The sequence below is a fragment of the Pseudomonas serbiensis genome, from assembly GCF_030580745.1.
Lineage (GTDB): Bacteria > Pseudomonadota > Gammaproteobacteria > Pseudomonadales > Pseudomonadaceae > Aquipseudomonas > Aquipseudomonas serbiensis.
On sequence record NZ_JAUQOO010000004.1, the window covers coordinates 148,898 to 174,274 of the forward strand.

A 25,377-nucleotide genomic window follows, 5' to 3' on the forward strand; every position below is an offset into this window, starting at 1 on the left:
TTAGTTGGTGCTGGCGACACTGGTCTGGTTGGCGCTTTCGACCAGGGCTTGTAAATGGCGAAACAGGCTGGGTATATCCAGAATCAGTGCGACCTGACCGGAGCCCAGAATGGTGGAGCCGCTGATACCGCGAAGGTGCTGGAACATCTTGCCCAGAGGCTTGATGACGGTTTGCAATTCGCCATGCAACTGATCGACGATCAGCCCGGCCTGCTGGCGTCCCTGGCTGACCACGACAATATTGCGGCGGCGTGAAGGCTCGGCCTTGATACCGAAATGACTGTCCAGTGCGATGCAGGGCAGGGGTCTGCCACGCAGGTTCAGATAGCCATAGCCGTTTTCCAGAGGCGGCTCGCTGGCCTCCATGCATTCGGTGACCATGTCCAGCGGAATGACGAAACTGTCCTGGCCTACGCTGACCAGAAAACCGTCGATGATGGCCAGGGTCAGCGGCAGGCGAATGCGGAATGTGCAGCCTTCACCGGCAACCGAATCGATCTCGATCAGGCCGCGCAGTTGATCGATGGCGCTACGCACGACATCCATTCCCACACCGCGTCCCGACAGGTTGGAAACCTGCTCGGCGGTGGAGAACCCGGCCTCGAAAATCAGCAAGTGAATATCGCTGTCGCTCAGTTGTGCGTCAGGTTCGACCATGCCTTTGGCGATGGCTTTTTCCAGAATGCGTGCGGTGTTCAGGCCGCGCCCGTCATCGCTGATTTCCAGCACGATCATCCCTGAGTCGTGATAGGCATTGAGGCTCAGATTGCCCTCGGCGGGTTTGCCGACGGCCAGGCGGTCGGCCGCGGACTCGATGCCGTGGTCGATGGCGTTGCGCACCAGATGCGTCAACGGGTCGGCCACCTTGTCGATCACCGACTTGTCCAGCTCGGTTTCGCCCCCGCGAATGGTCAACTGGATCTTCTTGTCCAGTTCCTGGCTGACGTCACGCACTACGCGGTGGAAGCGGTTGAAGGTTTCACCCACTTCGACCATGCGCAGCTTCAGCGCGCTTTCGCGGATCTGCTCAACATGCTGGAGCACCGCCTGAGTGCTTTCGATACAGGCGTTGTGGCCACTGAGACGAGCCTGCATTTGCGCGCCGGCTGTACTGATGACCAGCTCGCCGACCAGATTGATCAGCTCATCAAGCTTGTTTGCTGCGACCTTGACCAGCGTGGTTTCCACGGGCCGACGGTCACGGTTGGGGGCCGCGGAGGGTCTTTCAGGCGCGGCTACGGGGACCTGAGCCACGGCCTGCGCTTGCATGACCGGAGCCTGTTCGACGACTGGGTAATGCTCGATAACGGTTTGGCCAGCATCGGGTTCAGGAGTCAGTTGCTCGATATGCAGTGTGCAGAAATCCTGAATGAACTCGAAAACGTCTTCGATCTCGCTGGCCTGAGCGCTGCTGCGCAGGGTCAGTTTCAGCTCCAGGTAGCAGTCTTCAGGGTCGAGTTTCCCCAGCTCGGGCAAGGAGGGCGTCAGCGTCTGCAAGTGCGTGATGGTGCCGAGCTTCTTGAGGTAACGCACGAAGGCCGCAGGGTCAAAACCGTTCTGGAACAGTTCCTTGGCAAACGCGATGCAAACCTGCCAGTCGCGTTCGTCGGCACTCACGGCCGTTTCACTGCTGCTCGACGCGGTATCTTCGGTCTCGACGGCATCATGTCCCTGAGCCTTGGCCAATGCCGCGAGCAGTGGGGCCTGGCGGCTTTCGTTGGCTTCCATCAGGCCGTTGTCGGGGTCTACGCTTTCGAGCATCGTGCTCAGTTCATCCATGCATTTGAGCATTAGCGAAGTCAGGTCCGAGGTCAGCACTCGCTGGCCGTCGCGTACCGACATCAACAGACTTTCCAGGTGATGGGTGAGGGTGACCAGCGGCGTCAGCGAAAAAATGCCGGCTGACCCTTTGAGGGTGTGTACAGCCCGGAAAAGGCCATTGACGGCGTCGTGATCGTCAGGCGAGGTTTCAAGACGCAGCAGGCTGTCTTCGGCATCCTTGAGCAGGTCACGGCCTTCATCCAGAAAGCCCTGGAGTAATTGATTCCACTGTTCGCCACTGAGCATCGGTCAATCCTCGGCCTTGGCCACAGGTTGGAGAACATCCAGAGCCAGCAGCTCGGCCATTTCAATCACGCTGGGCGAGGCTGCACTGACGGTGGCTGGTGTCCCGGTCAATGACAGCTCGCGCTGCAATGCCAGCAACAGTTGGGCGCCAGCGCTGTCGAGTTCATCGATGCCGCTGAGGTCCATTTGCCATGAATGGGCCTGGGTGGACATCAAGGGGATGAGCAACTCACGCGCCTGTCTGACTTCATAGATGGTCAGGTCGCCCTTCACATGCATCAGCGTCGGGGCGTCTTGCGTACCGCCTGTTATCGAGAACATGGGCTTACCCCAGCAGTTTCTCGACCGCAGCGAGCAATTGCTGAGGCTGAAAAGGTTTGACGATCCAGGCTTTGGCACCCGCGGCCTGGCCTTCGGCTTTCTTGGATTGTTCGCTTTCGGTGGTGAGCATGATGATGGGCGTGAAGCGGTATTCAGGGCGTGCCTTGACTTCCTTGACCAGGCCTATGCCGTCGAGGTTGGGCATGTTCACGTCGCTGATGATCAGGTTGACCTTCTGCCCGGTCAGCTTGTTGAGGGCATCGCGCCCGTCTACAGCCTCGATCACTTGATGCCCGGCGCTGCTCAGGCTCATTCTCACCAACTGGCGCATCGATGAAGAGTCATCGACGATCATTACGGTCTTGGCCATGTTCGGAACTCTCGTATAGGGAAAAAGCAGGAATCAGAAAAAAGTGATTTCGCTGGCAGCGGCCTGTGGTCGCCCGTTGCGCTCTTCTTCCGTGGTGAAGCGCTGACGCAGGCGATCCAGCCATGCGTGCGGATCATCGAGGCTCTGGTCTTGACTGTGCAGGGCATCGAGCAGTTGTTGCTGATCGGCCTGGACGTGATCGAGCATCTGGTCGGCGCGGTCCTGGAACTGCAGGTTGACCATGATCGAGTGGATATCGCGCTGGGTATCCCTGGCATCGCGTTGCAGCGCCTGGGAGGAATCTGAAAGTTCGTTGAGGTTCTCTCCCAGGCGGGCCATGACTTGAGTGACCGAGTCGTTGAGAAAGTCCAGGTTGTTGCGCTCGCTTGCGCCCAGTTCGGCGGCCGCGGTGATGGTGAACTGGATGGCCTGGTTGATTTCTTCGACCTTGGTGTCCATGCCCTGGCCTGTCTCGGCGGACAGCGAAGAGAGCTTGCGCACTTCGTCGGCGACTACCGAGAAGCCACGGCCATGTTCGCCGGCACGAGCGGCTTCGATAGCGGCATTGAGGGCCAGCAGGTTGGTCTGGCTGGCGATTTCCTGCACGCGCTTGGCCATGAATTGCAACTGACCGGCATAGCTGTCGAGTTTGCCGATCGTGGTCGTCAATTCCTGCTGTCGCTGACTGCTGGCGTTGAAGGAGTGGGTCACTTCCTTGAGCCGTTCGTTGGCTTCAAGCAGGCTGGCTCCGACGCCACCGTTTCCGAGAATGTTCTCGGAGTTCTGCAGGCTGCCTTCCAGGCGGGTCGCAATATTACTGAAGCTGTTGAACAGTTCACTGATATTGGTTTGCAGCAGGTCACGGCTCTGATTGATGCTTTCGCTCCAGCTTGGAACGACGGTATGCAACAGCGCCGGTACGTCGGGCTGGCTCAGGGATTGAGACGGGTCTGAGTCGGAGTGTTCTGTGGCAAGTGGCGTTGTAGACGCTCTGGCACGTAAATGCAGGGCAATAGTAGCGATAGCAATAATAACCAGGCCACTGGCTGAAACTATGTTTTGTCCCAGTGCGATCCCGGTAGCGCTTACAGCGAGGCCAAGCCAAAAACCAATGTAAATAGCCATCCTCGCATCCATTCGATTGCCTTAAAGATAATCGGATGATAGCGATGGTAAATTGACGTCAATATCGGGATAACCCCTAATCCTTGCAGTGGGCGGCGTAGGCTCTACGACACAGGTATTTGGATTTTTAGCTGACTGGAGTGTCAGGTAAAAGTCATTGTATTCAATGTTTTTGGATCCAGAACGGACTGTCGCAGGTGTGCGCGACAGGTGTGTGGTCCTAGGTAAATGGCTTAAGGGTGTGAGCTTGAAAGCGGTTTGAAAGGGCGAACTAATATGAGTTTTAGATGGATTTACTATCGATGTACGATAACTAACTAGGGTGATATTTCAGGGGGGATGAATGAGGGGGGACAAATAAAAAAGCGGTTTGCTAAAGGGTTGAAAAAATAGGCTTTTAATATTGAATATGACATTTTTATTTTGATGTTCGTCTTCACGAAGTTATTCGTGAAGACGCCTGTTAAATAGATTCATTATCATCGGAAAAAACGATCTGATGAAGTCCTTACAGGGATGTACTGCGAGCCGCGAAAACAGCCTTGCCCACCCCCTGAAGGACCGCGTCGTTTTGCGGCGTATGAACCCGGCCACACAGCACATTACGGTAATGGCGTTGCAGCGGATTGCTGCGTGACAGGCCGGGATTGCCGGTCGCTTCGATGGCCAGCTCTACAGCGCGAAGGGCGTTGCCGGTCACCAGGTATTTGATCTGCGCAGCGTTTTTCGTCGGCACCAGCCCCCTGGCGGCCGACTCCAGCAGGTTCTGATTGGCGAACAGCAAGGTGTCGATATGGCCGACCACCTCCTGAAAGCGTGGCAGGGTCGACAGTGCAGCTCCGAGGTTGGACGGCTTGCGCTGCTCCAGCCACTGAACCAGCCAGTCCCTTGCCGAGTGGGCGATACCGTCATAGACCGACGACAGCAGCACCGACATCCAGAGCAGGCCCGAAGCGTCGAGCTCCGGCTGTGGAGCGCTCCAGCGGCTGACACTGACGGCATGTTCCAGCGGTACCAGCACGTCCTCGAAGATCACTTCATGACTGCTGGTGGCACGCATCCCCAAATGGTCCCAATCTTCGACTATACGGATGCCGGGCGTGTCCTTGTGTACCAGCCAGGCTCCGACCAGTGGGTCTTCATCATCACTGCGAGCCCAGACGCTGAACCAGGTCAGGCCATGGCTGCCGGTGGAGTAGATCTTGCTGCCGCTGATCCGCCAGCCTTCCGCTGTGCGGCGGGCAGTGGTGGCAGGCAGGCCGCCGCGAGCTGGAGTGCCGAGGTCTGGCTCCACTCGCAGTGCATTGATCAGTGCGCCATCCTGAACGGCTTGTTTCGCGACCAGTACACGCAAATCCCTGGGCCAGCTTTTGCTTTCCTGCAAACGGGAATGCTGGATGTACTGCATGACCAGAATCAGCGCAGTGGAAGGTTCGCCCTTGGCAACGGCACTGACCGTTTGCAGTGCCTGAATCAGATCGGCACCGCCGCCGCCCAGGTCGGTGGGGACGGTAAGGCCCAGCAGTCCGTGTTCATGCAGCAGACGGAAGTTGTCGTGGGGGAACTCGCCGCTGACGTCGTAATGCTCGGCTGTTTCGGCCAGTTGTGCGGTGATCTGGGCCAGCCGGGCCGCGAAAGCCTCGGCTGATTCTGGATTGTCCTGAGGACGAAGCAGGGAAAGGCTCATGCCACGGCTTCCTCTCTGGAACCCAGGGTCTGGGCGCCTTGTGCATGGCGATTGACCGGTACGGACAAACCAAAGTGCTCACGCAGGGTTGCGCCCGTGTATTCGCTGCGGAACAGACCGCGTTGCTGCAACAGCGGCACGACCAGCTCGGTGAAATACTGCAAGCCGTCCGGCAGCAGCGAATTGATGATGAAGCCATCCGCCGCGCCTTGTTCAAACCAGGTCTGGACAGCGTCGGCAACCTGCTCGGGTGTGCCGACGAAATCGCGGCGAGGGCGCGAGAAGTACAAGGCGACTTCACGCAGGGTCAGGCCTTCGTCTTTGGCCAGTTGCTTGATGCGGTCCGAGCCGCCTTTCTGACTGTTGGAGCCCAGGTCGCCCAGTTCGGGGAACGGCTCATCCAGTGGGTACTGGCTGAAATCGTGATCGTTGAATGGGCGCCCCAACGCAACGATGGCATCTTCGATGGACACCAGTTCCACGGCCTGTTGATAGCGGCTTTCCACTTCGGCTTCATCGCGGCCGATGATCGGGCGGATACCCGGCAGGATCGACAGGTCTTGCGGGTTGCGGCCGAATCCTGCGGCGCGTTTTTTCAGGTCCCTGGAATAGTTTTTGGCGTCTTCGAGGGTTTCTGCATGAACAAAGATGGCATCGGAATATTCCGCTGCGAAATTGCGCCCGTCCTCGGAAGTCCCGGCCTGAAACAGCACGGGATGACCCTGACGGGAGCGGGAAATGTTCAGCGGGCCTTTGACCTGAAAGAACTCGCCTTGATGGTTGAGCGCATGCAGCTTGCTCGGGGTGAAGAATTCGCCGGTCTGTTTGTTGCGGGCAAAGGCGTCGTCTTCCCAGGAATCCCACAGGCCCTTGACCACCGAGACGTGTTCCTTGGCGATGCGATAGCGAACCGCATGGGGCGGATGCTCTCCCTTGCTGAAGTTGTCGGCAGTACCGCTGAGCCAGGAAGTGACCACGTTCCAGCCAGCGCGACCGCCACTGATGTGATCCAGTGAGGCGAACTGGCGGGCCACCTGGAAGGGTTCGGTGTAGCTGACCGTGACAGTCGCCACCAGACCGATGTGCTGTGTGATGGCCGCCAGTGCCGAGAGGATTGTCAGCGGCTCGAAGCGGTTCAGGTAGTGCGGGCTGGATTTCTCGTGGATATGCAGGCTGTCGGCAATGAAGACGAAATCGAATTTGGCCGCTTCGGCCAGGGCGGTCTGCTGCTTGTAGAAACCGAAATTGACACTGGCATCCGCCAGCGCATCCGGATGGCGCCATTCACCCCAACCGTGGCCCACGCCATGAACCATGGCTCCGAGTTTCAAGTGACGTTGTGTGCTCATGTCGAGTGCTCCTGAATGGGTGTCGTGGGCTGACGGCTCTGGAGGTCAGCAGTCCCTGCCTGGGTGAATGAGATTGAAGTTATTCCTATAAGAAACAGATGTGAAGTATCTTTTGGTTATATGCTAATTATGTAATTAACTGATTTTTTGTTTTTAAAATATAAATAATATTGATTTTGTTGATGCGGATTCATCCGCTAGACGTCATTGAAGGCGGTGTGTTTTCCTTGGCTGTACAGGCCTTTTGCGAATGAATTCGCTCCTACGGAATCAAGTTCACATGTGAGCTTTTCTGTGGGAACGGAGTCATCCGCGAAGAGGCCAGTAAAGTTCAGCGCAAAGTCAGATCACATTGAAGCCATGGGTCCCGTCGCGACCCAGTTGCTCCACCAGACCAAACTCCCAGTCCAGATAAGCCTGCATCGCCTCGCGTGGTGCATCAGTGCCTTCATAGGGGCGGCGATAGCGATCAATGCGTGGCGAGGCCAGGTGACTTTCGCCGTGCTCCAGTGGCAGGCCAGCCTTGATCCAGCTGGCGGTCCCGCCGTTGAGCAGGAACACCTGCCTGCCGGTCAAGGCCTCAACCTCGGCCACCGCCAGGCGGGCCAGACGGCTGCTGCCGCAAGTCAGCACATAACGTTCGGCACTGGGCACTTTGCTCAGGGCCTGTGCGAGATCCGCCCGCAATGTCCACCATGCGCCGGGGATGTGCTGCTTGACGTAGTTGGCGCTGGCGGTGAAGTCGAGTACCGCGACATTGCCGTCGGCCTGCCATTGAGCCAGGGTCCCGGCGCTGATTTCCTCGACCTGAGGCGGCGTCGGGAAAGGAGCATCCCAGTCACCTTGCTCGCTGAAGTCCGCCGCTTGCAGATCATCGATCACGAACACTTCCCAGCCCAGTTGCGCAAGCCAGGACGCCGACATGTTGGCCCGTACGCCGTCATCGTCCACCAGCACCAGACGCGCACCGCGCACGCTGGCGAAGTGATCGGTTTCCTGCACCAGTTGCCCGCCGGGCGTGGAGCGAGCTGCAGGCAGGTGGCCTTTGGCGAATTCTTCCGGGGTGCGTACATCGAACAGATACGTGGTGCGTGTGGCGTCGGCCTGCCAGCGTTGCAGGTCGGCGCGGCTGGCGCGTTGTACGCCGGCCTTGTCGGCAACCTTGCGGGCATCGGCACTGGCCACTTCACGAGTTTCCTCGCTGACTGCCGCGAAGCGACGTGCCTGACCGTGATCCAGTGTCTGTCCGGCCAGCAGCCAGCCGATGGTGCCGTTGCGCAGTGCGTTGATCTGATTGGGAAGGCCCGCGTTGACCAGCGACTGTGTGCCAATGATGCTGCGGGTACGTCCGGCACAATTGACGATGATCCGGGTGTTCGGGTCCGGCGCCAGTTCCCGTGCGCGCAGCACCAGTTCGGCGCCCGGCACGCTGATCCCGCTGGGGATGCTCATGGTCTGGTACTCGTCATAGCGTCGAGCGTCGAGCACCACAACGTCTGCCTTGCTATCGAGCAGTGCCTTGACCTCTTCGGCCGACAGGGAAGGGGTATGGCGATGATGTTCAACCAGTTCGCCAAAGGCCTTGCTGGGCACGTTGACGTCGATAAACAGTTCGCCACCCGCATCGCGCCAGCCCTGCAGGCCGCCATCGAGCAGTTTGACGTCGCTGTAGCCCAGGCCCTGCAAGCGTTGCAGGGCAATCTGCGCCAGGCCTTCGCCATTGTCATAAAGGGTGATGGCGGTATCGCGGCGCGGAATGCGCGAGAACACTTCCAGCTCCAGCTTCGACAGCGGGATATTGGCTGCGAACAGCGGGTGCGCTTCAGCGAACGGGGCTTCTTCGCGCACATCCACCAGCGCGGTTTCCCGGCGTTCCAGCAGCGCTTGGCGAATGTCGGCAAAGGTTCGGGTCGATTGTGTGGTCATTGGGCTTTGCTCTCTTTTGACAGGTCCCAGATATTCGGGAGAAAGGCGTTGGAATAACCGGAAATGAACAGTTTTTCGGTGCCGTCCGGCTCATAGACGGCACGCTTTACCGCGCCGATGTTGGCGCCGTAGACATGAATGCTGATCGACACTTGATCGCTGAAGGCGTTACTGACCTGGTGGACATCGTTGCTGCGTGGCGACAGGGCCTCCACGTGGCCGGGCTCCAGGCGAATCGCCGGGCCTTCGCGCTCCAGGCGTCCATCGGGGCTGCGAACGAAACCCTGTGAGTATTCGGCGCCACGCAACATGCCGATCAGGCCCCAGACCCGATGGTCGTGAATCGGCGTGCTCTGGCCCGGCCCCCATACGAAGCTGACAATCGAGAAGCGCTGCCGGGAATCGGCATGCAGCAGGAATTGCTGATAGCGGGTCGGGTCGGGGATCGCGAATTCGTCAGGTAGCCAGTCGTCATGGCTGACCAGTTGTGAAAGCAGTTTGCCGCCACGATGCAAGAGATCGCCCTCGCGCGGGTTGCCATCGATAAGCTCGGCCAGTGCTCCAATGAAGGCCCTGAGTCGTTCCGGGTGTCGAGTCTGTGTCATATCCATTCCAGGGCTGGTTGATGCCTGAATGGATGTAAACATAATGTGAGATCTTAATATGCTATTTTTTTATGATTAGGTTATAACGAAAAGCTCTTTAATACTTTTTTGCGAGCCGGGACTTTCGTGAATGATTCGCTCTTGTCGCGTGAAGGCAGCTATTCAGAATCCTGAAATCCCACTATGCTTTTTGCCTATGTTCTTTTTATATTTTTATGTGCGGTCCGAATGAAAATTGATGATATCGATGCTTTCGTTGCAGTGATTCGTTGTCAGTCGATCAGCCATGCGGCGGATTCGCTGGATTTGACTCAGCCTGCGATTACCCGCCGGGTACAGAATTTCGAGCAGGCGCTGGGTGTCGAACTGTTCGACCGCAACACCAAGCCGCTCAAACCCACACCGATCGGCATGCAGGTCTATCAAAAGTGCCTGGCGATCCTGCGTGAGATGGACTCGTTGCGAGAACTCGTAGCCAGCGATACACCGCCCAGCGGTTTGTTGCGCCTGGGTGTGCCGCAGACCATTGGCGATGTGGTGCTGCTTGATGCGCTCAAGCAACTGCGGGGCGAATTCCCGGACCTGCGTGCCCAGGTGGTGACCGGCTGGGGCAGCAACCTGATCGGCAAGATCGAGAACGGTGAGCTGGATGCGGCGGCGGCGCTTTTCCCGGCAGGCAAGATATTCCCGGAAAACATCATCGGCCAATCCATCGGCAAGGTGGAACTGGTGGTGGTTTGTGCCAAAGACGCAGTGATGAAGAAGCCCGGCAAGCTGGCTGACTGTTATGAACAGGGCTGGGTGCTTAACCCGGATGGCTGTGGCTTTCGTGCAGGGCTACAGCGCACCTTGTCCGATCAGGGGCTGAACCTGAAGGTCAACCTGGAAACCTTCGGCACCGAGCTGCAACTGGGTCTGGTTGCCGATGGCATGGGGCTGGGGCTGGTACCGCGTCCATTGCTGGAGCGTAGCGCCCATCGCGAGCAACTGGCGGTACTGCCACTCAAGGACTTCAAGCCGGTGATGGATTTGTGGCTGGTCTACCCGCGTTTCCTCGGCAACCTGCAAGGGCCGGTGGAATCATTCGGCAGTCTGGTGGCGAGGTCGTTGCGGCAGGAACAGGTCGCGGCATGAATGACCAGGCCCCTTCCCGCATGGGGAATCGTGGGAGGGGCCTTGCCGCGACGGCTACGTATCAGGCAACCCGTTCCCGAGCCTGACGCTCACGTTCTGCAACCAGCTCCCGAGTCAGCGGGATCAGCTTCTTGCCGTAATCGATTGCATCGTCCAGCGGATCGAAACCACGGATCAGGAACGTGGTGATTCCCAGATCGTAATAATCCAGCAGTGCTTCAGCGACTTGCTCCGGTGTTCCCACCAGCGAAGTGGAATTTCCCTGGGCGCCCAGCAGGCCAGCAATGCCGGTCCACAGGCGTTTGTCCAGACGCGCCCCTTGCGCCGCCGCAGCCAGCAGGCGACGCGAGCCTTCATTTGGCGGTTCGCGACGTACGAAACCATTGCTTTGAGCCAGGGCGGTGGCCTTCTCCAGAATGCTGTCGGCACGCGCCCAGGCTTTCTCTTCGGTCTCTGCCAGGATCGGACGCAATGACAGGCTGAAGCGAATGGTGCGGCCATGTTTGGCCGCTTCGGCGCGGACTTGTTTGACGACATCGCGCACCTGCTCGTAGGTCTCGCCCCACAGCGCATAGACATCGGCATGCTTGCCTGCCACGGCAATCGCTGCGGCGGATGAGCCACCGAAGTACAGAGGGATATGCGGCTGCTGTGGCGATTTGACCTGCGAATGAGCGCCTTCAAACTGGTAATAGGTGCCTTGATGGTCGAACGGCTTGTCGCTGGTCCATTCCTGGCGCACCACGCTCAGGTATTCATCGCTGCGGGCATAGCGCTCGTCCTTGCCGATATGGCTGCCATCGGCACGCAACTCCTTGTCATCCCCGCCAGTGATGATATGCACGGCAGTGCGCCCGCCATTGAAGACATCCAGCGTCGCGAACTGGCGTGCAGCCACGGTTGGCGAAATGAAACCCGGGCGATGGGCAATCAGAAACTTGAGTCTGGTCGTGACGCTGGCGGCATGAGCGGCAACAAACGCGCTGTCAGGGCTATTGGAGTGATACGCCACCAGCGCCCGATCGAAGCCTGCGTCTTCATGAGCCTTGGCGACCTTTTCCACGTAGTCGGGCTGAATGGTCGGGCCGCTGCGGGGATGGATTTCAGAACCGGGTTGGGTGGCGATATAGCCGATGAATTCGATGCTCATGACAACTCCTGCCAATGGTAGAGGTCCGTTCGACCTTGTCCAGAGCACCTTAAAGTGATGCAGCACTGCCTGTGAAATTCGATTTTGGTCTAAGTTAATTATAAAAAATATGCATCACTTTTATTGATTATAATCAGTAAGTTTTCGACCTGACTGTGCCATGCCCAGGCACAATCGAGCTTGCGATATGAAGGCTGGGCATGCGCAAGCTGCACGACTTGCTGCATGCCGTTGCCGAAGGGGGCGTGCTTGTCAGTCTGGGGGCGCACCGGTGATGCTGCGTGCGTGTGCTGCGACTGCCTCGACGCGAAGTTCGGGAGGCAACTGTGCCTTGTCGGGAAACAGCGTCAGCCAGCGCTGATAGGGGCCGTCAGTCCGATCCATGAAGTCCAGGCCCCAGGTGTGGCAGACATCCGCCCACGCCACGAATGCGTAATCACTTTCCAGCCCCCATGCCCGGCCTTTTTCCAGTACGTGTTCCATCCAGCGGCGGACCTGTTCGTCCGTCTGGTTGGCGAACGCCGATGAGTGGTTCTCGGTGAGCCATTCGTGAAGCTGCTCGATGAACAGCCAGCGATAAGACTGCTCGAATGCGGCCAGTTGCTGTTCGCCCTGTAGCGCAAAACGTGCATCCCAGGCTTGAGGCGGGCCATGGCGGGCAAAGTGTGTGAAAGGGGACTCGGGCTCAGGTTGCCAGCGATGAATCGGTGTCTTGATCCATAAGTCGGTGACAGGCCCCAGCAATGAGTCCAGATGTTCCTGGCGATAGCTCGATAACCAGAAATACATCACGACGGGGTCTGCAAAGCGCAGCAGGCTGTGATTGCCCAGATGGTCCGGCGGCTGGAGGAAATGGCGCAGGTGGCTGGAGACCGTGCGCAAGGGCGCCTGGCTGGTGAAGACACTGGCATACAGGTGCTGGACTGCACTCTGTTGCCATTCGGCAATCAGCGAGGTGCCGACAGGCGCGTGTACCAGAATCGGTCCTTGTTCCTTGAGAGTGGCCAGGCCTGTGCCGAGGTAAAGCGGCTCGATTTCCAGTGGCTCGCTCCGCTGTTGCAGATGGCGAATGGCGTTCGGGTGCAGAGCACCGTCGATCAACATGTAATTGGCCTGATGAGCAGGTGTGAACATCCCTTGTTCCTTTGTCTTGCGGGCGATGCTGCCCGCTGAATGGCATTGCCTCTATCAAGAGTCGTGCCTGAATTTATTTCTCTATTTAAATCAATTGCTTATGTTTTTAACGAGCGATTTTTGATTGTTTTTTGAGCAAATACCTCCGATAAGCTGCGCAAAAAAATGCGCACATGCGCAATATCGTGCGCAGTTGGGTGACTGGCTTGATCCATAAGGGCTGTAGCGGTTTTTATGGCGTTTTTTCTAGAGATGGGTGCGCAAATAGATGCGCATCAAGGCTTGTGGCTACTATTGATAGGTGGGCAGTTAAAAAACGGAGTTCCACAAACGTCATGAAAACAAGGAATGTTTATCATGTGCTCTATTGTGGGTACCTCAATTGATTTGTCTTGAAGAGTCCGTTCATGTCAGTCGAAAAAGCTGAAGTCGTCATTACCTATTGCACCCAATGTCAGTGGCTGTTGCGTGCGGCCTGGCTGGCCCAGGAGTTATTGAGCACGTTCTCGGACGATCTCGGTAAAGTTTCCCTGGAACCGGGTACGGGCGGGGTATTTCGCATCACCTGCGATGGTGCGCAGATCTGGGAGCGCAAGGCCGATGGCGGGTTTCCGGAAGCCAAGGTTCTCAAGCAGCGAGTGCGCGACCAGATCGATCCTCTGCGCGATCTGGGTCATAACGACAGGTCGGGCCAACCCGATACTCAGTGAGTCCTGGCGGTGGTCGAGGGCGTGGTGTCCGATCGATTCATCAGCCCTGAAACCATGATGGCGCTAATGATCAAGGCGCCCCCCAGCAGCATTCTCGGCGAGGGGCTCTCGGCAAATATCAGCCAGGCGAAAGCAATGCCATAGATCGGCTCCATGGCGAACACTATCGCTGCCATTCTTGCCTTTATCACCGCCAGACTGGCGACGAACAGGCTGTGTGCCACACCTGTGCAAAATACGCCAAGCAGCCCGATCCACAGCCAGTCCAGCCTTGAGACATCACCCAGTTCACCGGCCGCAGCAGGCAACAGGCAGACTGCTACGATCAGGTTCTGGCACAACGCAGCCTGCACCGGGGGGACATGTGCAGAGCTTGCGCGATTGACCAGTGACAGCAGCGAGAATGTCAGCCCCGAAAATATGGCCCAGAGCAGGCCCGTGGTCGCCTCGCTGGCAAGGTCGAAATCCGGTGTCACAAGTATCAGCCCGGCACTGACCAGCACCACGAGAAGAATTTCCGTGAGACGAATCCGTTCGCGAAAGAACAGGCCTTCGAGAATGACCGTAAAGGCCGGAAAGCTGGCAAAGCCCAGAGTCGCAACCGCCACACCCGATATTTTCACCGCCATGAAGAACGTGACCCAATGGGCACTCAGCAACACTCCGCTGAACAGCAGTTGTGCCCAATGCCTCAGGCGCAGAGATGCCCAGGCGGCATTGCGGGCGAAATGGATGAAGAGCCACAAGGCAACCGCTGCAAAGGCTGCGCGTCCGAAAACGATGACCGAAGGCGAGGCGGCAGCCAGCTTGCCGAGTACACCGGCAAGGCCAAACATCAGGGCGCCGATATGCAAGGCGCCGAGGGCGGAGCGCTGATTCATTCTGATCCCTGAAAGCAGTGAAGTGTGCGAGTTCATGGCAGGGGCGGAGTATGTCATTACACGGTCATATCGGTGTCACATCCAGTTAACCCATATGCCGCACTCTCGTGGAAAACCTGCCGGAGGTCTTCCCATGAGCAGTGCTCAGCTTGCCAAACCCAGCTCCAAGCAACGTGTGCGGACCTTGTGGATTTCAGATGTGCATCTGGGCACTCGCGATTGTCAGGCTGAACATCTGTCGGCTTTCCTTAAGCGCTATCAGGCCGACAAGGTTTATCTGGTCGGCGACATCATAGACGGCTGGAAGCTGCGCAGCGGCATGTACTGGCCTCAGGCGCACACCAACGTGATTCGCCGCTTGCTGACCATGAGCAAGCGCGGCACCGAGGTGATTTACATCACCGGGAACCATGATGAGTTCCTGCGCCGTTACTCGAAGCTGATCCTGGGCAATATCCAGCTTGTGGATGAAGTCGAGCACGTGACGGCGGACGGCCGTCGATTGCTGGTGATTCATGGCGATCAGTTCGACGTCATCACGCGCTATCACCGCTGGCTGGCTTTTCTGGGGGATTCGGCCTACGAGTTCACGCTGACTCTCAATCGCTGGCTCAACCACTGGCGGGCAAAATATGGCTACGGTTACTGGTCGCTGTCGGCGTATCTGAAGCACAAGGTCAAGACGGCGGTGAATTTCATCAGCGACTTCGAGGAAGCCATCGCCCACGAATGTGTGAAGCGCGGGCTCGATGGCGTGGTGTGCGGGCATATCCACCACGCTGAAATTCGCATGGTTGGAGAAGTGGAATACCTCAATTGTGGCGATTGGGTAGAGTCCTGCACCGCCTTGATCGAGCATCTGGACGGTACCATCGAACTGTTTCGTCTGGCCGATGCGCATCTTCAGCAAAAGGCTGCTGCGCCGCAGGAGCCGGTCGCTGAGTCGGTCGTTTGATGCTGTCTAGAACGGCACCTTGCCCAGCAGCATGTCCCGGTACATGACGAAGTCGCCGAGCAGGCTGTAGAACGGGTGCTTGAAAGTGGCCGGCCGGTTTTTCTCGAAGAAGAAATGCCCCGCCCATGCAAAGCCGTAACCGGCAACGGGCAGTAGCCACAACAGCCACCATCTGCCGCTGCCGATTCCAAATGCCAACAGGAAGATCACCAGACTGGTGCCGATGAAGTGCAGGCGTCGGCTGGTGCTGCTGCGGTGTTCCTGCAGATAGAAAGGATAGAACTCAGCGAAGCTCGTGAACTGTTTGACGTGATCCATGATGCCCACCCTCATGTCGGTCTGACCTGAGTCTAGCCGAGTGAGGGCAAGCCTTGCATCAGTGCCGCCAGAATGCCGGTACGCAAAGCACCAGAACAGTGATGATCTCCAGACGGCCCAGCAGCATGCCAGCGGACAGAATCCATTTCGCAGCATCCGGCAGAGTGGAGAAGTTGCCCGCTGGCCCGATGATTTCTCCCAGCCCAGGGCCCACGCCTGAAACCGTGCTTGCAGCACCGGTCAGGGCAGTCATCCAGTCCAGGCCCAGCAGTGAAAGCAGCAGCGCGATCACGCAGATGGTGATGGTGAAGAAGAACGAAAAGGTCAGGATCGAACGTACGATTTCGTCGTCGAGCCTGTGCCCGTTGTACTTCTGCTTGATGACGGCGCGCGGGTGGATCAACTGATTGAGGTTGGCGCGCAGCAGGATATAGGCCACCTGGAAGCGAAATATCTTCACGCCACCGGCGGTCGAGCCGGAGCAGCCACCAATGAAGCCCAGATAGAAAAACAGCATCAGCGAGAAATTGCCCCACAGGCTGTAGTCGCCCAGTGCGAAGCCGGTGGTGGTGACGACCGAGGTCACGTTCAAGGCCACGTGACGCAGTGCGTCGCTCCAGGGCAGGTCGGTGGTCGCGCCGTACCACAGAGTCATCATGAGCCAGGTGACCAGTAGCAGGCCGAGCAACCCTTGAACCTGTTCATCCTTGATCAACGCCTTGCGATTGCCGCGCAGTGTTGCCACGTACAGCGTAAAGGGCAGGCTGCCGAGGATCATCACCACGATTGCGACCCAATGCACGGCAGGCTGTGGCCACTTGGCCAGGGAAAGATCGGAGGTGGAGAAACCGCCTGTGGAGATCGCAGACATCGCATGGTTGATTGCGTCGAACAGGCTCATGCCCGCCGCCCAGAAGGCAAGGCTGCCCAGAGCGGTAAAGCCGACGTAGGCCAGGACGATGAACTTGGCCACCATATGTGAGCGTGGCATGACCTTTTCCGAGCGGTCGGAGGACTCGGTCTGGAACAGGCGCATGCCGCCGATGCGCAGCAGGGGCAGGATCGCTACCGCCATGCCGATGAAGCCGATGCCGCCCAGCCAGTGCAGCATGGAGCGCCAGATGAGAATCCCCGGAGACGCGCTGTCCAGATTGCTGAGCACGGTCGAGCCAGTGGCGGTGATCCCCGACATGCTCTCGAAGAACGAATCGGTGTAGCTGATGTGCTGGGTCAGCAGGAAGGGCAGGGCGGCGAAGATGCAGACGATGATCCAGCTGGAAACCGTGAGCATGTACATGTCCCGCGGACGCAGATGGACATGCTCCGGCCGGCCCGGCACCACAAGCGCCAGGCCCGCGATGAAGGTAATGGCGCTGGCCCACAGAAAGGAGCGCAGGTCTTCAAAACGCTCGTATATGACGAGTGTTGCCATGGGCACGATCATGGCAACCGCCAGAGTGATCAGGAATATGCCGATGATGAAACCGATGATGCGGAGGGTCGGCAACGCCATGAACTGCTCTGACTGAAATAGGGAAAGGCGGCCATTTTACCTGTGCCTGAGTGCATGTAAACCGACAGGCAAAGGTCATCGGTGGTAAGTAATTGCTCGACGTGCTCGTTATTGACTCTGAACACACTCTAGAATGCCCGATCAATTCTCAAGGAGGTCGCCCATGGAGGCTCTCGACGTTTTGCTCAATCGTGTTTCGGTCCCGCGATTGGTCGATCCCGCCCCGGATGCTGCACAGCGGGAAATCCTGTTTGGTGCAGCCTTGCGCTCACCCGATCATGGCCAGTTGCGGCCTTATCGTTTCATTACTGTCGAAGGTTCGGCCCGTGAGCGCATGGGCGAACTGCTGGTCGAGGCGCTGCAGGAGGGCGGTGGCGAAATTACGCCGCAGGCTTTGGACAAGGCGCGTCTCGGGCCGTTGCGTGCTCCGTTGGTGGTCGTGGTGGTTGCGCGCTTGCAGGATCATTTCAAGGTGCCGCGCAAGGAACAACTGATCACTGCCGGCTGTGCCGCGCATGCCGTGCTGCTGGCCGCTTATGCCCAGGGCGTCGGAGCGGTATGGCGTACCGGTGATCTGTCGTATTCACCTCATGTCGCCAAGGGCTTCGGGCTGGCCGATGACGAGGAAGTCATTGCCTTCCTGTATCTGGGCACGCCGCAGAACCCGCCCCGTGAAGCTGCGAAAGTGGACGTGGCGGGTTTTGTCAGCGAATGGCAGGGTTGATTGCAGGTCGCTCTGATGAGCGACCGGGATCGATCAGTTTGTCTGCGGGTTGACGGGCTCTAGCGGTATTTCCAGTGTGGCAATGAAGCCGCCCTCCGTATGATTGCCCAGCGTCAGGCTGCCGCCATGACGCTCCGCCGCCCGCCTGGCAATGGCCAATCCCAGGCCATGGCCAGGAGCCGTCTGGCCGGGCGCGCGGTAGAACGGCTCACCCAGTTGTGACAGGTGCTCCTCTGCGGCGCCGGGGCCGTGATCGCGCACGCTCAGCTTTATATGGTTATCCGTGCGCACAGCCTGTACGTCGATGGGCTGGCCCGGCGGATTGAAGCGCAAGGCGTTACGCAGAAGGTTGTCCACGGCACGTTCGAGCATGTCCGGCCAGCCTTGCAGTTGCAGGTTGTCCTCGACCTGAACCTTGATGCTCTGTTGGGCGTTGTCCAGTTGCGTGTCGTTTTTCAGGCGTTGCAACATCGTGCTCAGATCCACGGGTTCCGGGCTGCCAAAGTCGGCATCCAGGCGAGCCAGAGCAAGAATTTCACTGATCAAGGCTTCCAGGCGATCGCATTCACGGTCCAGGCGTGGCCAGAGCTTTTCTCGTTCTGCCGGCTCTGCGCGCTCGGCCAGCGCCAGGGCAATACGAAGTCGTGCGAGGGGCGAGCGAAGTTCATGGGACACGTCACGGAGTAACTGGCGCTGGCTGCCGATCAGGCTTTGCAGGCGTGCGCCCATGCGGTTGAAGTCAGTCGCCAGTACACCGAACTCGTCGCGGCGGTTGGCCAGTTGCGCCAGGCTGTGTTGCTGATAGCTGGTTTGTCCCAGGTCATGCACGGCACCGCGCAGTCGACTCAGTGGCCGGGTGATGGAGAGTGTCACCAACAGGCTGAACAGGGTCAGCACCACCAGCGCGATACCCAAGGCACTCAGCGGCCACATCAGGCTTTGGCGATGCCATTCTTCGATTTCGGGATGCGGGATGCGGAAGATCAGCAGGTAGGTGATGCCGGTGCTGTCGCTGGTGTATTCGGTGGTCAGGCGTCGCCATGGCAATTGGCGCGCATCGTCCTGCTGACGGGCTTCAAAAGCCGCCGCTCGCGGGGGAAAGGTCCCGAGTACCACGGATTCGCCGTTGTCATTGAGCACCTGTACATCGATCCGGTAACGACGTTTTATGCTCTGCAGATAATCCTGGGCCGTGGCTGCACCTTGTTCTTCATAAACCTGCACCCATTTTTTCGGAAGATCGTTCAGGACCGGATGACGGCTGAGGATCCAGGCATCCTGATTGAGCATATGCCCAAGCAGAATCGACAGGCCTGCAACCAGGGCTATGGCTAACCAGAAGCTGGCCAGGATTCGCCAGAACAATGAACGCACAGGATGACCTCAATGGAGAAACCCGACATGCGTTGGCATGCCGGGTTTTAGCTAAGTGAGCAGGCTCACAATCAGGGCAATTATTGCGCCTTTTTTGCCTTTTCTGCTTTCCAGGCTTTGAATTCAGCCCATTCAGCGCGGCGTTCTTCCTGCTTTTTCCGAATCTCGTCGAATTGCTTCTGTTGATCAGGCTTGAGCAGGGCGCGGATATCGCTATCGGTCTTGGCCTTTTTCGCGTCCAGTTCTTCTTTCATGGCTTTCTGGTCTGCGGGGGACAGCTTGGCCAGATAGCGTTCAGTGACGTCACGGCGGCTGTGCATCTGCTCGCCCAGCAATTTGCCGATATCGCGGCGTTGTTCGCGAGTCAGGTCCAGGTCAGCGAAAGGGCCAGGGCCACGTTTCAGCTCTGGGCCAGGGCCACGATGATCACGATCCTGATGCAGGCCTGGAGCATCAAGGTCCGGGCCGCCAGGTGGTGGAACGGCCATGGCGACGGTAGGCAGGGCTGCTGCGAACATCAAAGCGATCAGGGTCTTGCGCATGGTGTATCTCCTTGTCTCTGGTGCGGCTCGATGCCGTTGGAGCCCAGTTTAGGGAGATCAAGGTCAAGGGCGGTCAGCCCAGGGTAAAGCTTGTGTAAAGCGAACCGGCACCAGGATTTACCAAGCGCCGAGGCTTTGTTTACAGGCTGTAGAAATAACCGCGGCTGCGCAGTGCCACGATACGTGGCCGGCCATCGGGGTGTGGGCCGATCTTCTTGCGCAGGTTGCTGACGTGCATGTCCAGGCTGCGATCATAGAGTGTCAGTTTGCGCCCCAGCGCCAGTTGGGCCAGTTCCTGCTTGTCCAGAGGTTCGCCCGGCTGACGCAGCAGCGCTTCGAGCAGGCGGCTTTCGGAAATGGTCAGGGTCAGTTCTTTTTCATCGATGCTGACAACGCCACGTACCGGGCTGAAACACAGGTCGCCCAGTTCAAGCTGGCTGGGTGTGGCAACCGGATGACTGCGGCGCAGTACTGCACGCAGCCTGGCCGTCAACTCCCGAGGGTCGCAGGGCTTGGCCAGATAATCGTCGGCGCCCAGCTCAAGGCCAAGGATACGGTCCAGAGGTTCGCCACGGGCCGAGAGCATCACAACCGGAAGGTCGGGGTGGTCAGTGCGCAGTTGCTTGAGCAATTCTAGGCCGCTGCCATCGGGCAGCATCACATCCAGCACAACGGCAGACGGAGCGGTTTCAGCCAGTGCCCGACGCGCGCTGTGGCCGTCGTGACAGGCGCGTACCTGAAAACCTTCCTGGTTCAGCCAACTGCTCAGAAGCTCACATAGCTCCTGATCATCATCAATTAGTAACAGCTCGCTCATGACTCACTCAATTTAGCCATTGCTGACGTTGCTTACGTCGGCCGCCGACAAATATACCGCACACAAGGGCAGTCACCGCAACGCCACCGCCTGCAACGAACCATTGTTGCTGTTCGGTCAGGACTCGTGAGGAGGCGACGGATTGCGCTTCTTTGAGTTGCAGCTTGAGCCTTTGGTTCTCTTGACGCAAACGTGCCAACTGCGCGCTTTCACGCTCTATATCGGCATTCTGCGCCTGCTTGAGCTGTTCCTCACGCAGACGCTCGCTTTCCTTGAGTCGTTGCTGAAGCTCGGCAATCTGGCTGGCAGGGCTGGGCAAATGCAATGCCTGCACTGTGCCGGAGGCACTGGTTTCTTCGGCATGAACTTCAACGTTTACCGCCAACACCATCATCAACAGATACAACGCACCTGAACGCATCTGAACTCCCTTGATAGAGCCGTTTCTATTAGAAATATCGATGAGGTTGTCGGCAGGAAGGCGGGAATGATGAGCAAAGGGGAGGTATGCGTAGGAGCGAATTCATTCGCGAGACGGTGCTTTTCGCGAATGAATTCGCTCCTACGCGCAATAGCTGATTTACGGCAGGACTTGCTTGAACGGCTTGACCACAACATTGCCATAGACGCCAGCTGCAACGAACGGATCAGCCTTGGCCCAGGTTTCGGCGGCGCTCAGGGACTCGAACTCGGCGACGATCAGGCTGCCGCTGAAACCGGCCGGACCCGGATCGTTGCTGTCTACCGCTGGATGTGGACCGGCCAGCACCAGACGGCCTGCGTCCTTGAGGGCGTTGAGGCGCTCAAGATGAGCAGGACGTACGCTCAGGCGTTTTTCCAGCGAGTCGGCAACATCTGTAGCAATGATGGCGTAGAGCATGTCAGTCCTCGGTTTTGGTGGTGGAAGAAGGTGCCGCGTCACTCAGGTGACGGCTCAGGTAAATGCCTTGAGCGACCAGGAAGATCAGGGTCATTGCCAGGCTGCCGAAGACTTTGAAGTCGACCCAGAAGTCTTGATAGGTAAAGGCCACATACAGGTTGGCCGCACCGCAGAAGACAAAGAACAGGATCCAGGCAACGTTGAGCTTGACCCAGACGGCAGCGGGCAGGTTCAGGGCATGGCCCATGACACGCTGGATCAGTGGACGATCACCGATGAAATGGCTGCCGGCGAATGCCAGGGCAAACAGCCAGTTGACCACCGGCGCTTTCCATTTGAGGAAGGTTTCGCTGTGAAAGGCCAGGGTCAGGCTACCGAAGACCAGGCAGGCGATCAGGGTCAGCCACTGGCTTTTTTCCAGTTTGCGCTGCTTGATGTAAAGGATTCCGTATACGACCACGGAGCTTACGATCAGCATCGCGGTTGCACTGAAAATCCCGCCTAGCATGTAACTGTTGCCCAGGATGTCGACGGCGCGAGGTTCGGTCTTGTAGACGATGAAAAACAGGAGCAGCGGGATGAAGTCTAGGAATTGTTTCACAATGGCAGCCAGAAGCAGGATGTGACGGCATAATAACAAACATCAAAGACAGCGAAAGCACCCCAATATGAATGTTGACCTGCACTGCCACAGCACCGCTTCGGATGGCTCTCTTGCGCCAGCGGCTGTGGTTGCCCGTGCCTATGAAAACGGCGTGCGCGTCCTTTCCCTGACCGACCATGACACGGTCGAAGGCCTTGAAGAAGCCCGTGCGGCTGCGCATTCGCTGGGGATGCAACTGGTCAACGGGGTTGAATTGTCCTGCACCTGGGGTGGCGCGACCATTCATGTTCTGGGCTACGGATTCGATGTGAATGCCCAGGCGCTGGTCGATGCAATCAGCCGTTTGCACGAAGGCCGCTGGCTGCGGGCCGAAGAAATCAGTCGCAAATTGGCGATAAAAGGTATGCCTGGAGCGCTGGAAGGTGCCCGGGCGATCCAGCAGGAGCTGGGAGACAGCGGTAATGCACCGGCCCGTCCGCACTTTGCGGACTTTCTGGTACGTGCCGGCTTCGTCAAGGACCGCTCTGAAGCGTTTCGCAAGTGGCTGGGGGCGGGCAAGCTGGGTGATGTGAAGCAGCATTGGCCGACTCTGGAAGAAACAGTCGCCACTTTGCGGGCTTCAGGTGCCTGGGTCAGCCTTGCGCATCCATCGCATTATGACTTCACGCGCAGTAAACGGCGTAAACTGGTCGCCGATTTCATCCAGGCTGGTGGCCACGCCATCGAAGTGGTGAATGGCATGCAACCGGCCGATCAGGTCGGGACCCTGGCAATACTGGCCCGTGAGTTCGGCTTGCTGGTTACGGCCGGCAGCGACTTTCACGGCCCAGGTGCCTGGTCCGAGATCGGTATATACCGGCCATTGCCCGAGGATCTGCCGCCACTGTGGTGCAGATTCAAACATGAACAGCCTCCAGCCTCCGTCTGAACAGGAAGTTACCGTGAGTCAATTTTTCCAGGTCCACCCGGAGAACCCGCAACCGCGTCTGATCAAACAGGCCGCGGAAATCATCAAGGCCGGCGGGCTGGTGGTGTACCCGACCGATTCGTCCTATGCGCTGGGCTGCCAGATCGGCGACAAGAGCGCCATCGAGCGTATCCGCCGTCTGCGCCAACTGGACGACAAGCACAATTTCACCCTGATGTGCTGCGACCTGTCGCAACTGGGCCTGTTCGCCAAGGTCGATACCGGTGCCTTTCGAGCGCTCAAGGCTCATACGCCGGGACCTTACACCTTTATTCTGAATGCAACCCGTGAAGTGCCGCGCCTGATCCTGCACCCCAAGCGCCGTACCATTGGTCTGCGCGTGCCCAGCCATCCGATTGCTCAAGCGTTGCTGGAGCAACTGGGCGAGCCGTTGATGAGCGTCAGCCTGATCATGCCCGGTGACAGCGTGCCGCTGAGCGACCCTTATGAGATGCGGCAGATTCTGGAGCATCAGGTCGATCTGATCATCGATGGCGGCATGGGCGGCATTTCGGCTTCCACGGTCATCAGCCTGGCTGACGGCGAGCCACAGATCGTGCGTGTCGGCTGTGGTGATCCCACGCCGTTCGGTGAAGAAGCGTAATGACGAACCTGGAAACGGTAGACAGCCAGGCCGATGCCCAGCAGGAGCTGCCGTTCGCTCTGGTCTACGGGCAGGCGGTCACGCAAATGCCGCTGGACCTTTATATCCCGCCTGATGCTCTGGAAGTCTTTCTTGAGGCGTTTGAAGGCCCGCTCGACCTGCTGCTGTACCTGATCCGCAAACAGAACATCGATATCCTCGACATCCCGGTAGCGGAAATCACCCGTCAGTACATGGGGTATGTCGAGCTGATGAAAACCGTGCGCCTGGAACTGGCCGCGGAATATCTGGTGATGGCCGCGATGCTGGCCGAGATCAAATCGCGGATGCTGCTGCCGCGTTCGGCAGAAGTGGAAGAGGATGAAGAGGACCCGCGTGCCGAGCTTATCCGTCGCCTCCAGGAGTACGAGCGTTTCAAGGCCGCTGCTGAAGGGATCGATGGCTTGTTGCGGGTTGGGCGCGATGTGATAGTGCCCAAACTCGATGCGCCCGAAGCGAGGGCGCGCAAGCTGTTGCCGGACGTGAGTCTGGAAGAGGTCCTGATGTCCATGGCCGAGGTGCTGCATCGGGGCGACATGTTTGAAAGCCATCAGGTCAGCCGCGAGGCATTGTCGACCCGCGAGCGCATGAGTGATGTGCTGGAGAGGCTCAAGGGCGGCGGTTTTGTGCCTTTTGCCGAGTTGTTCACTGCAGAAGAAGGGCGCCTTGGCGTGGTCGTGACCTTCATGGCTGTGCTTGAACTGGTCAAGGAATCCTTGGTCGAGCTGGTCCAAAACGAGCCCTTTGCGGCGATCCATGTCCGGGCGCGAGCCGAGTAGAGCAAGAACTGAATCATGAACCTCAATGAACCCCGCGAACTGGCCCCGTTGCTTGAAGCATTTCTGCTGGCCTCTGGAAAGCCGCAGACGCTGGAGCGCTTGTACGAGCTGTTCGAGGAAGGCGAGCGCCCGGAGCCCTCGGTCTTCAAGAAGGCTTTGCAGGTGCTGAGCAAGTCCTGTGACGGGCGGGCTTTCGAGCTCAAGGAGGTTGCTTCAGGCTATCGCTTGCAGATTCGCGAGCGTTTTTCACCCTGGGTCGGGCGTTTATGGGAAGAGCGCCCGCAGCGTTATTCCCGCGCCATGCTGGAAACCCTGGCGCTGATTGCCTATCGTCAGCCGATTACCCGTGGCGAAATCGAGGATGTGCGTGGCGTGGCGGTCAACAGCCATATCGTCAAGACGCTGCTGGAGCGCGAGTGGATCAGAATCGTGGGTTATCGCGACGTGCCCGGCAAACCCGCCATGTTTGCGACCACCAAGGGCTTTCTCGATCACTTCAACCTCAAGAGTCTTGAAGAGCTGCCACCGCTGGCCGATTTGCGCGAGATGGAGACCGAGCCGGTGCTTGAGTTCGACGATGCGCCGGTCCCGGCGCATTTGCAGGCCCTGGCCGATGCCAGCCTGGATGTCGATGAGGATGAGCCTGAAGCGCCACGGGATGAAACCAGCTTCCGCAGCCTGTTGCTTGAACTCGACTCCATGGAGCAGGGTCTGAAGACCGACTTCGATGATCTGTTGGTCGAACAACCCGATAAAGAGCCTGAAGACGACGTTTGACGGTTGAATTCATTCGCGAAAAGAC

Annotated in this window: 27 protein-coding genes; 8 read left to right on the forward strand and 19 right to left on the reverse strand. The window is 58.3% G+C overall.

Annotation, left to right across the window (positions count from 1 at the left end; all coding sequences use genetic code 11):
• The 8 genes from Q6A51_RS07300 to Q6A51_RS07335 form a co-directional block, all read right to left on the reverse strand.
• Entirely contained in the window at nucleotides 1–2,067 is a 2,067-nt protein-coding gene (locus tag Q6A51_RS07300; RefSeq protein ID WP_304574440.1) for a chemotaxis protein CheA, read from the reverse strand.
• Nucleotides 2,068–2,070: 3 nt separating this feature from the next.
• Nucleotides 2,071–2,388: an STAS domain-containing protein gene (locus tag Q6A51_RS07305; RefSeq protein WP_201019361.1), complete on the reverse strand. Its 318-nt coding sequence runs from the start codon at nucleotides 2,386–2,388 to the stop codon at nucleotides 2,071–2,073.
• A 4-nt stretch (nucleotides 2,389–2,392) separates the two neighbouring features.
• Complete coding sequence (locus tag Q6A51_RS07310) at nucleotides 2,393–2,758, reverse strand: response regulator (RefSeq protein ID WP_200999883.1); 366 nt, start codon at nucleotides 2,756–2,758, stop codon at nucleotides 2,393–2,395.
• Between the two features lie 33 nt (nucleotides 2,759–2,791).
• On the reverse strand, nucleotides 2,792–3,895 hold the full coding sequence (locus Q6A51_RS07315; RefSeq protein WP_405046128.1) for a methyl-accepting chemotaxis protein: 1,104 nt from the start codon (nucleotides 3,893–3,895) through the stop codon (nucleotides 2,792–2,794).
• A 496-nt stretch (nucleotides 3,896–4,391) separates the two neighbouring features.
• Nucleotides 4,392–5,570, reverse strand: a complete 1,179-nt coding sequence (locus Q6A51_RS07320) for an acyl-CoA dehydrogenase family protein (protein ID WP_304574442.1) — start codon at nucleotides 5,568–5,570, stop codon at nucleotides 4,392–4,394.
• On the reverse strand, nucleotides 5,567–6,919 hold the full coding sequence (locus Q6A51_RS07325; RefSeq protein ID WP_304574443.1) for an LLM class flavin-dependent oxidoreductase: 1,353 nt from the start codon (nucleotides 6,917–6,919) through the stop codon (nucleotides 5,567–5,569). The genes Q6A51_RS07320 and Q6A51_RS07325 overlap by 4 nt, the downstream gene beginning before the upstream one ends.
• A 342-nt stretch (nucleotides 6,920–7,261) precedes the next feature.
• Entirely contained in the window at nucleotides 7,262–8,845 is a 1,584-nt protein-coding gene (locus tag Q6A51_RS07330; RefSeq protein WP_304574444.1) for a rhodanese-related sulfurtransferase, read from the reverse strand.
• Complete coding sequence (locus Q6A51_RS07335; protein WP_201019356.1) at nucleotides 8,842–9,450, reverse strand: cysteine dioxygenase family protein; 609 nt, start codon at nucleotides 9,448–9,450, stop codon at nucleotides 8,842–8,844. Before Q6A51_RS07335 ends, Q6A51_RS07330 begins: the two co-directional genes overlap by 4 nt.
• 228 nt (nucleotides 9,451–9,678) lie before the next feature.
• On the opposite strand from Q6A51_RS07335, the gene Q6A51_RS07340 reads away from it, so the two are divergent.
• On the forward strand, nucleotides 9,679–10,584 hold the full coding sequence (locus Q6A51_RS07340; RefSeq protein ID WP_200999877.1) for a LysR family transcriptional regulator: 906 nt from the start codon (nucleotides 9,679–9,681) through the stop codon (nucleotides 10,582–10,584).
• 61 nt (nucleotides 10,585–10,645) lie between these two features.
• Here Q6A51_RS07340 and Q6A51_RS07345 read toward each other — a convergent pair whose 3' ends face one another.
• Both Q6A51_RS07345 and Q6A51_RS07350 read right to left on the reverse strand, forming a co-directional pair.
• Nucleotides 10,646–11,734, reverse strand: a complete 1,089-nt coding sequence (locus Q6A51_RS07345; protein ID WP_201019355.1) for an LLM class flavin-dependent oxidoreductase — start codon at nucleotides 11,732–11,734, stop codon at nucleotides 10,646–10,648.
• A gap of 252 nt (nucleotides 11,735–11,986) precedes the next feature.
• Nucleotides 11,987–12,868, reverse strand: a complete 882-nt coding sequence (locus Q6A51_RS07350; RefSeq protein ID WP_304574445.1) for a DUF4123 domain-containing protein — start codon at nucleotides 12,866–12,868, stop codon at nucleotides 11,987–11,989.
• A gap of 407 nt (nucleotides 12,869–13,275) precedes the next feature.
• Here Q6A51_RS07350 and Q6A51_RS07355 point away from each other — a divergent pair, with 407 nt between their 5' ends.
• Nucleotides 13,276–13,578: an Rdx family protein gene (locus Q6A51_RS07355; RefSeq protein ID WP_304574446.1), complete on the forward strand. Its 303-nt coding sequence runs from the start codon at nucleotides 13,276–13,278 to the stop codon at nucleotides 13,576–13,578.
• Here the strand turns inward: Q6A51_RS07355 and Q6A51_RS07360 are convergent.
• Nucleotides 13,572–14,459, reverse strand: a complete 888-nt coding sequence (locus Q6A51_RS07360; RefSeq protein WP_304574447.1) for a DMT family transporter — start codon at nucleotides 14,457–14,459, stop codon at nucleotides 13,572–13,574. The two genes, Q6A51_RS07355 and Q6A51_RS07360, sit on opposite strands and share 7 nt — an antisense overlap.
• A gap of 133 nt (nucleotides 14,460–14,592) precedes the next feature.
• Here Q6A51_RS07360 and Q6A51_RS07365 point away from each other — a divergent pair, with 133 nt between their 5' ends.
• Nucleotides 14,593–15,414, forward strand: coding sequence for a UDP-2,3-diacylglucosamine diphosphatase (locus Q6A51_RS07365; protein WP_201019352.1), 822 nt, complete (start codon nucleotides 14,593–14,595; stop codon nucleotides 15,412–15,414).
• A 6-nt stretch (nucleotides 15,415–15,420) separates the two neighbouring features.
• Here the strand turns inward: Q6A51_RS07365 and Q6A51_RS07370 are convergent, their stop codons facing one another.
• Nucleotides 15,421–15,732 (reverse strand): DUF962 domain-containing protein, encoded by a 312-nt coding sequence (locus Q6A51_RS07370; protein ID WP_201019351.1) that lies wholly within the window; start codon nucleotides 15,730–15,732, stop codon nucleotides 15,421–15,423.
• Between the two features lie 58 nt (nucleotides 15,733–15,790).
• Nucleotides 15,791–17,245 carry a TrkH family potassium uptake protein gene (locus Q6A51_RS07375; protein WP_200999870.1) on the reverse strand — a complete coding sequence of 485 codons (1,455 nt, stop codon included), beginning with the start codon at nucleotides 17,243–17,245 and terminating at the stop codon, nucleotides 15,791–15,793.
• Nucleotides 17,246–17,408: 163 nt separating this feature from the next.
• Between Q6A51_RS07375 and Q6A51_RS07380 the strand changes: the two genes are divergently transcribed.
• A complete protein-coding gene (locus Q6A51_RS07380; RefSeq protein ID WP_304574448.1) occupies nucleotides 17,409–17,969 on the forward strand; it encodes a nitroreductase family protein in 561 nt (186 codons plus the stop codon).
• Nucleotides 17,970–18,002: 33 nt separating this feature from the next.
• Here the strand turns inward: Q6A51_RS07380 and Q6A51_RS07385 are convergent, their stop codons facing one another.
• From Q6A51_RS07385 to Q6A51_RS07410, 6 genes are all read right to left on the reverse strand, one after another.
• On the reverse strand, nucleotides 18,003–19,343 hold the full coding sequence (locus Q6A51_RS07385; protein ID WP_304574449.1) for a sensor histidine kinase: 1,341 nt from the start codon (nucleotides 19,341–19,343) through the stop codon (nucleotides 18,003–18,005).
• Nucleotides 19,344–19,423: 80 nt separating this feature from the next.
• Nucleotides 19,424–19,885, reverse strand: coding sequence for a Spy/CpxP family protein refolding chaperone (locus Q6A51_RS07390; protein ID WP_201019348.1), 462 nt, complete (start codon nucleotides 19,883–19,885; stop codon nucleotides 19,424–19,426).
• A gap of 139 nt (nucleotides 19,886–20,024) precedes the next feature.
• Nucleotides 20,025–20,702, reverse strand: coding sequence for a response regulator transcription factor (locus tag Q6A51_RS07395; protein ID WP_200999866.1), 678 nt, complete (start codon nucleotides 20,700–20,702; stop codon nucleotides 20,025–20,027).
• A 7-nt stretch (nucleotides 20,703–20,709) separates the two neighbouring features.
• Nucleotides 20,710–21,123, reverse strand: a complete 414-nt coding sequence (locus Q6A51_RS07400) for a translation initiation factor 2 (RefSeq protein ID WP_304574450.1) — start codon at nucleotides 21,121–21,123, stop codon at nucleotides 20,710–20,712.
• 159 nt (nucleotides 21,124–21,282) lie between these two features.
• Nucleotides 21,283–21,582, reverse strand: a complete 300-nt coding sequence (locus Q6A51_RS07405) for a YciI family protein (protein ID WP_117164088.1) — start codon at nucleotides 21,580–21,582, stop codon at nucleotides 21,283–21,285.
• A 1-nt stretch (nucleotide 21,583) separates the two neighbouring features.
• Nucleotides 21,584–22,183, reverse strand: coding sequence for a septation protein A (locus Q6A51_RS07410; RefSeq protein ID WP_201019346.1), 600 nt, complete (start codon nucleotides 22,181–22,183; stop codon nucleotides 21,584–21,586).
• Between the two features lie 67 nt (nucleotides 22,184–22,250).
• Between Q6A51_RS07410 and Q6A51_RS07415 the strand changes: the two genes are divergently transcribed.
• The 4 genes from Q6A51_RS07415 (at nucleotide 22,251) to scpB (ending at nucleotide 25,352) form a co-directional block, all read left to right on the forward strand.
• A complete protein-coding gene (locus Q6A51_RS07415) occupies nucleotides 22,251–23,114 on the forward strand; it encodes a PHP domain-containing protein (RefSeq protein WP_304574451.1) in 864 nt (287 codons plus the stop codon).
• A gap of 13 nt (nucleotides 23,115–23,127) precedes the next feature.
• Nucleotides 23,128–23,757, forward strand: coding sequence for an L-threonylcarbamoyladenylate synthase (locus Q6A51_RS07420; RefSeq protein WP_200999861.1), 630 nt, complete (start codon nucleotides 23,128–23,130; stop codon nucleotides 23,755–23,757).
• 119 nt (nucleotides 23,758–23,876) lie between these two features.
• On the forward strand, nucleotides 23,877–24,575 hold the full coding sequence (locus Q6A51_RS07425; RefSeq protein WP_176767540.1) for a segregation and condensation protein A: 699 nt from the start codon (nucleotides 23,877–23,879) through the stop codon (nucleotides 24,573–24,575).
• A 15-nt stretch (nucleotides 24,576–24,590) separates the two neighbouring features.
• A complete protein-coding gene (gene scpB, locus Q6A51_RS07430; protein ID WP_201019344.1) occupies nucleotides 24,591–25,352 on the forward strand; it encodes an SMC-Scp complex subunit ScpB in 762 nt (253 codons plus the stop codon).
• The last annotated feature ends 25 nt before the right edge of the window (nucleotides 25,353–25,377 follow it).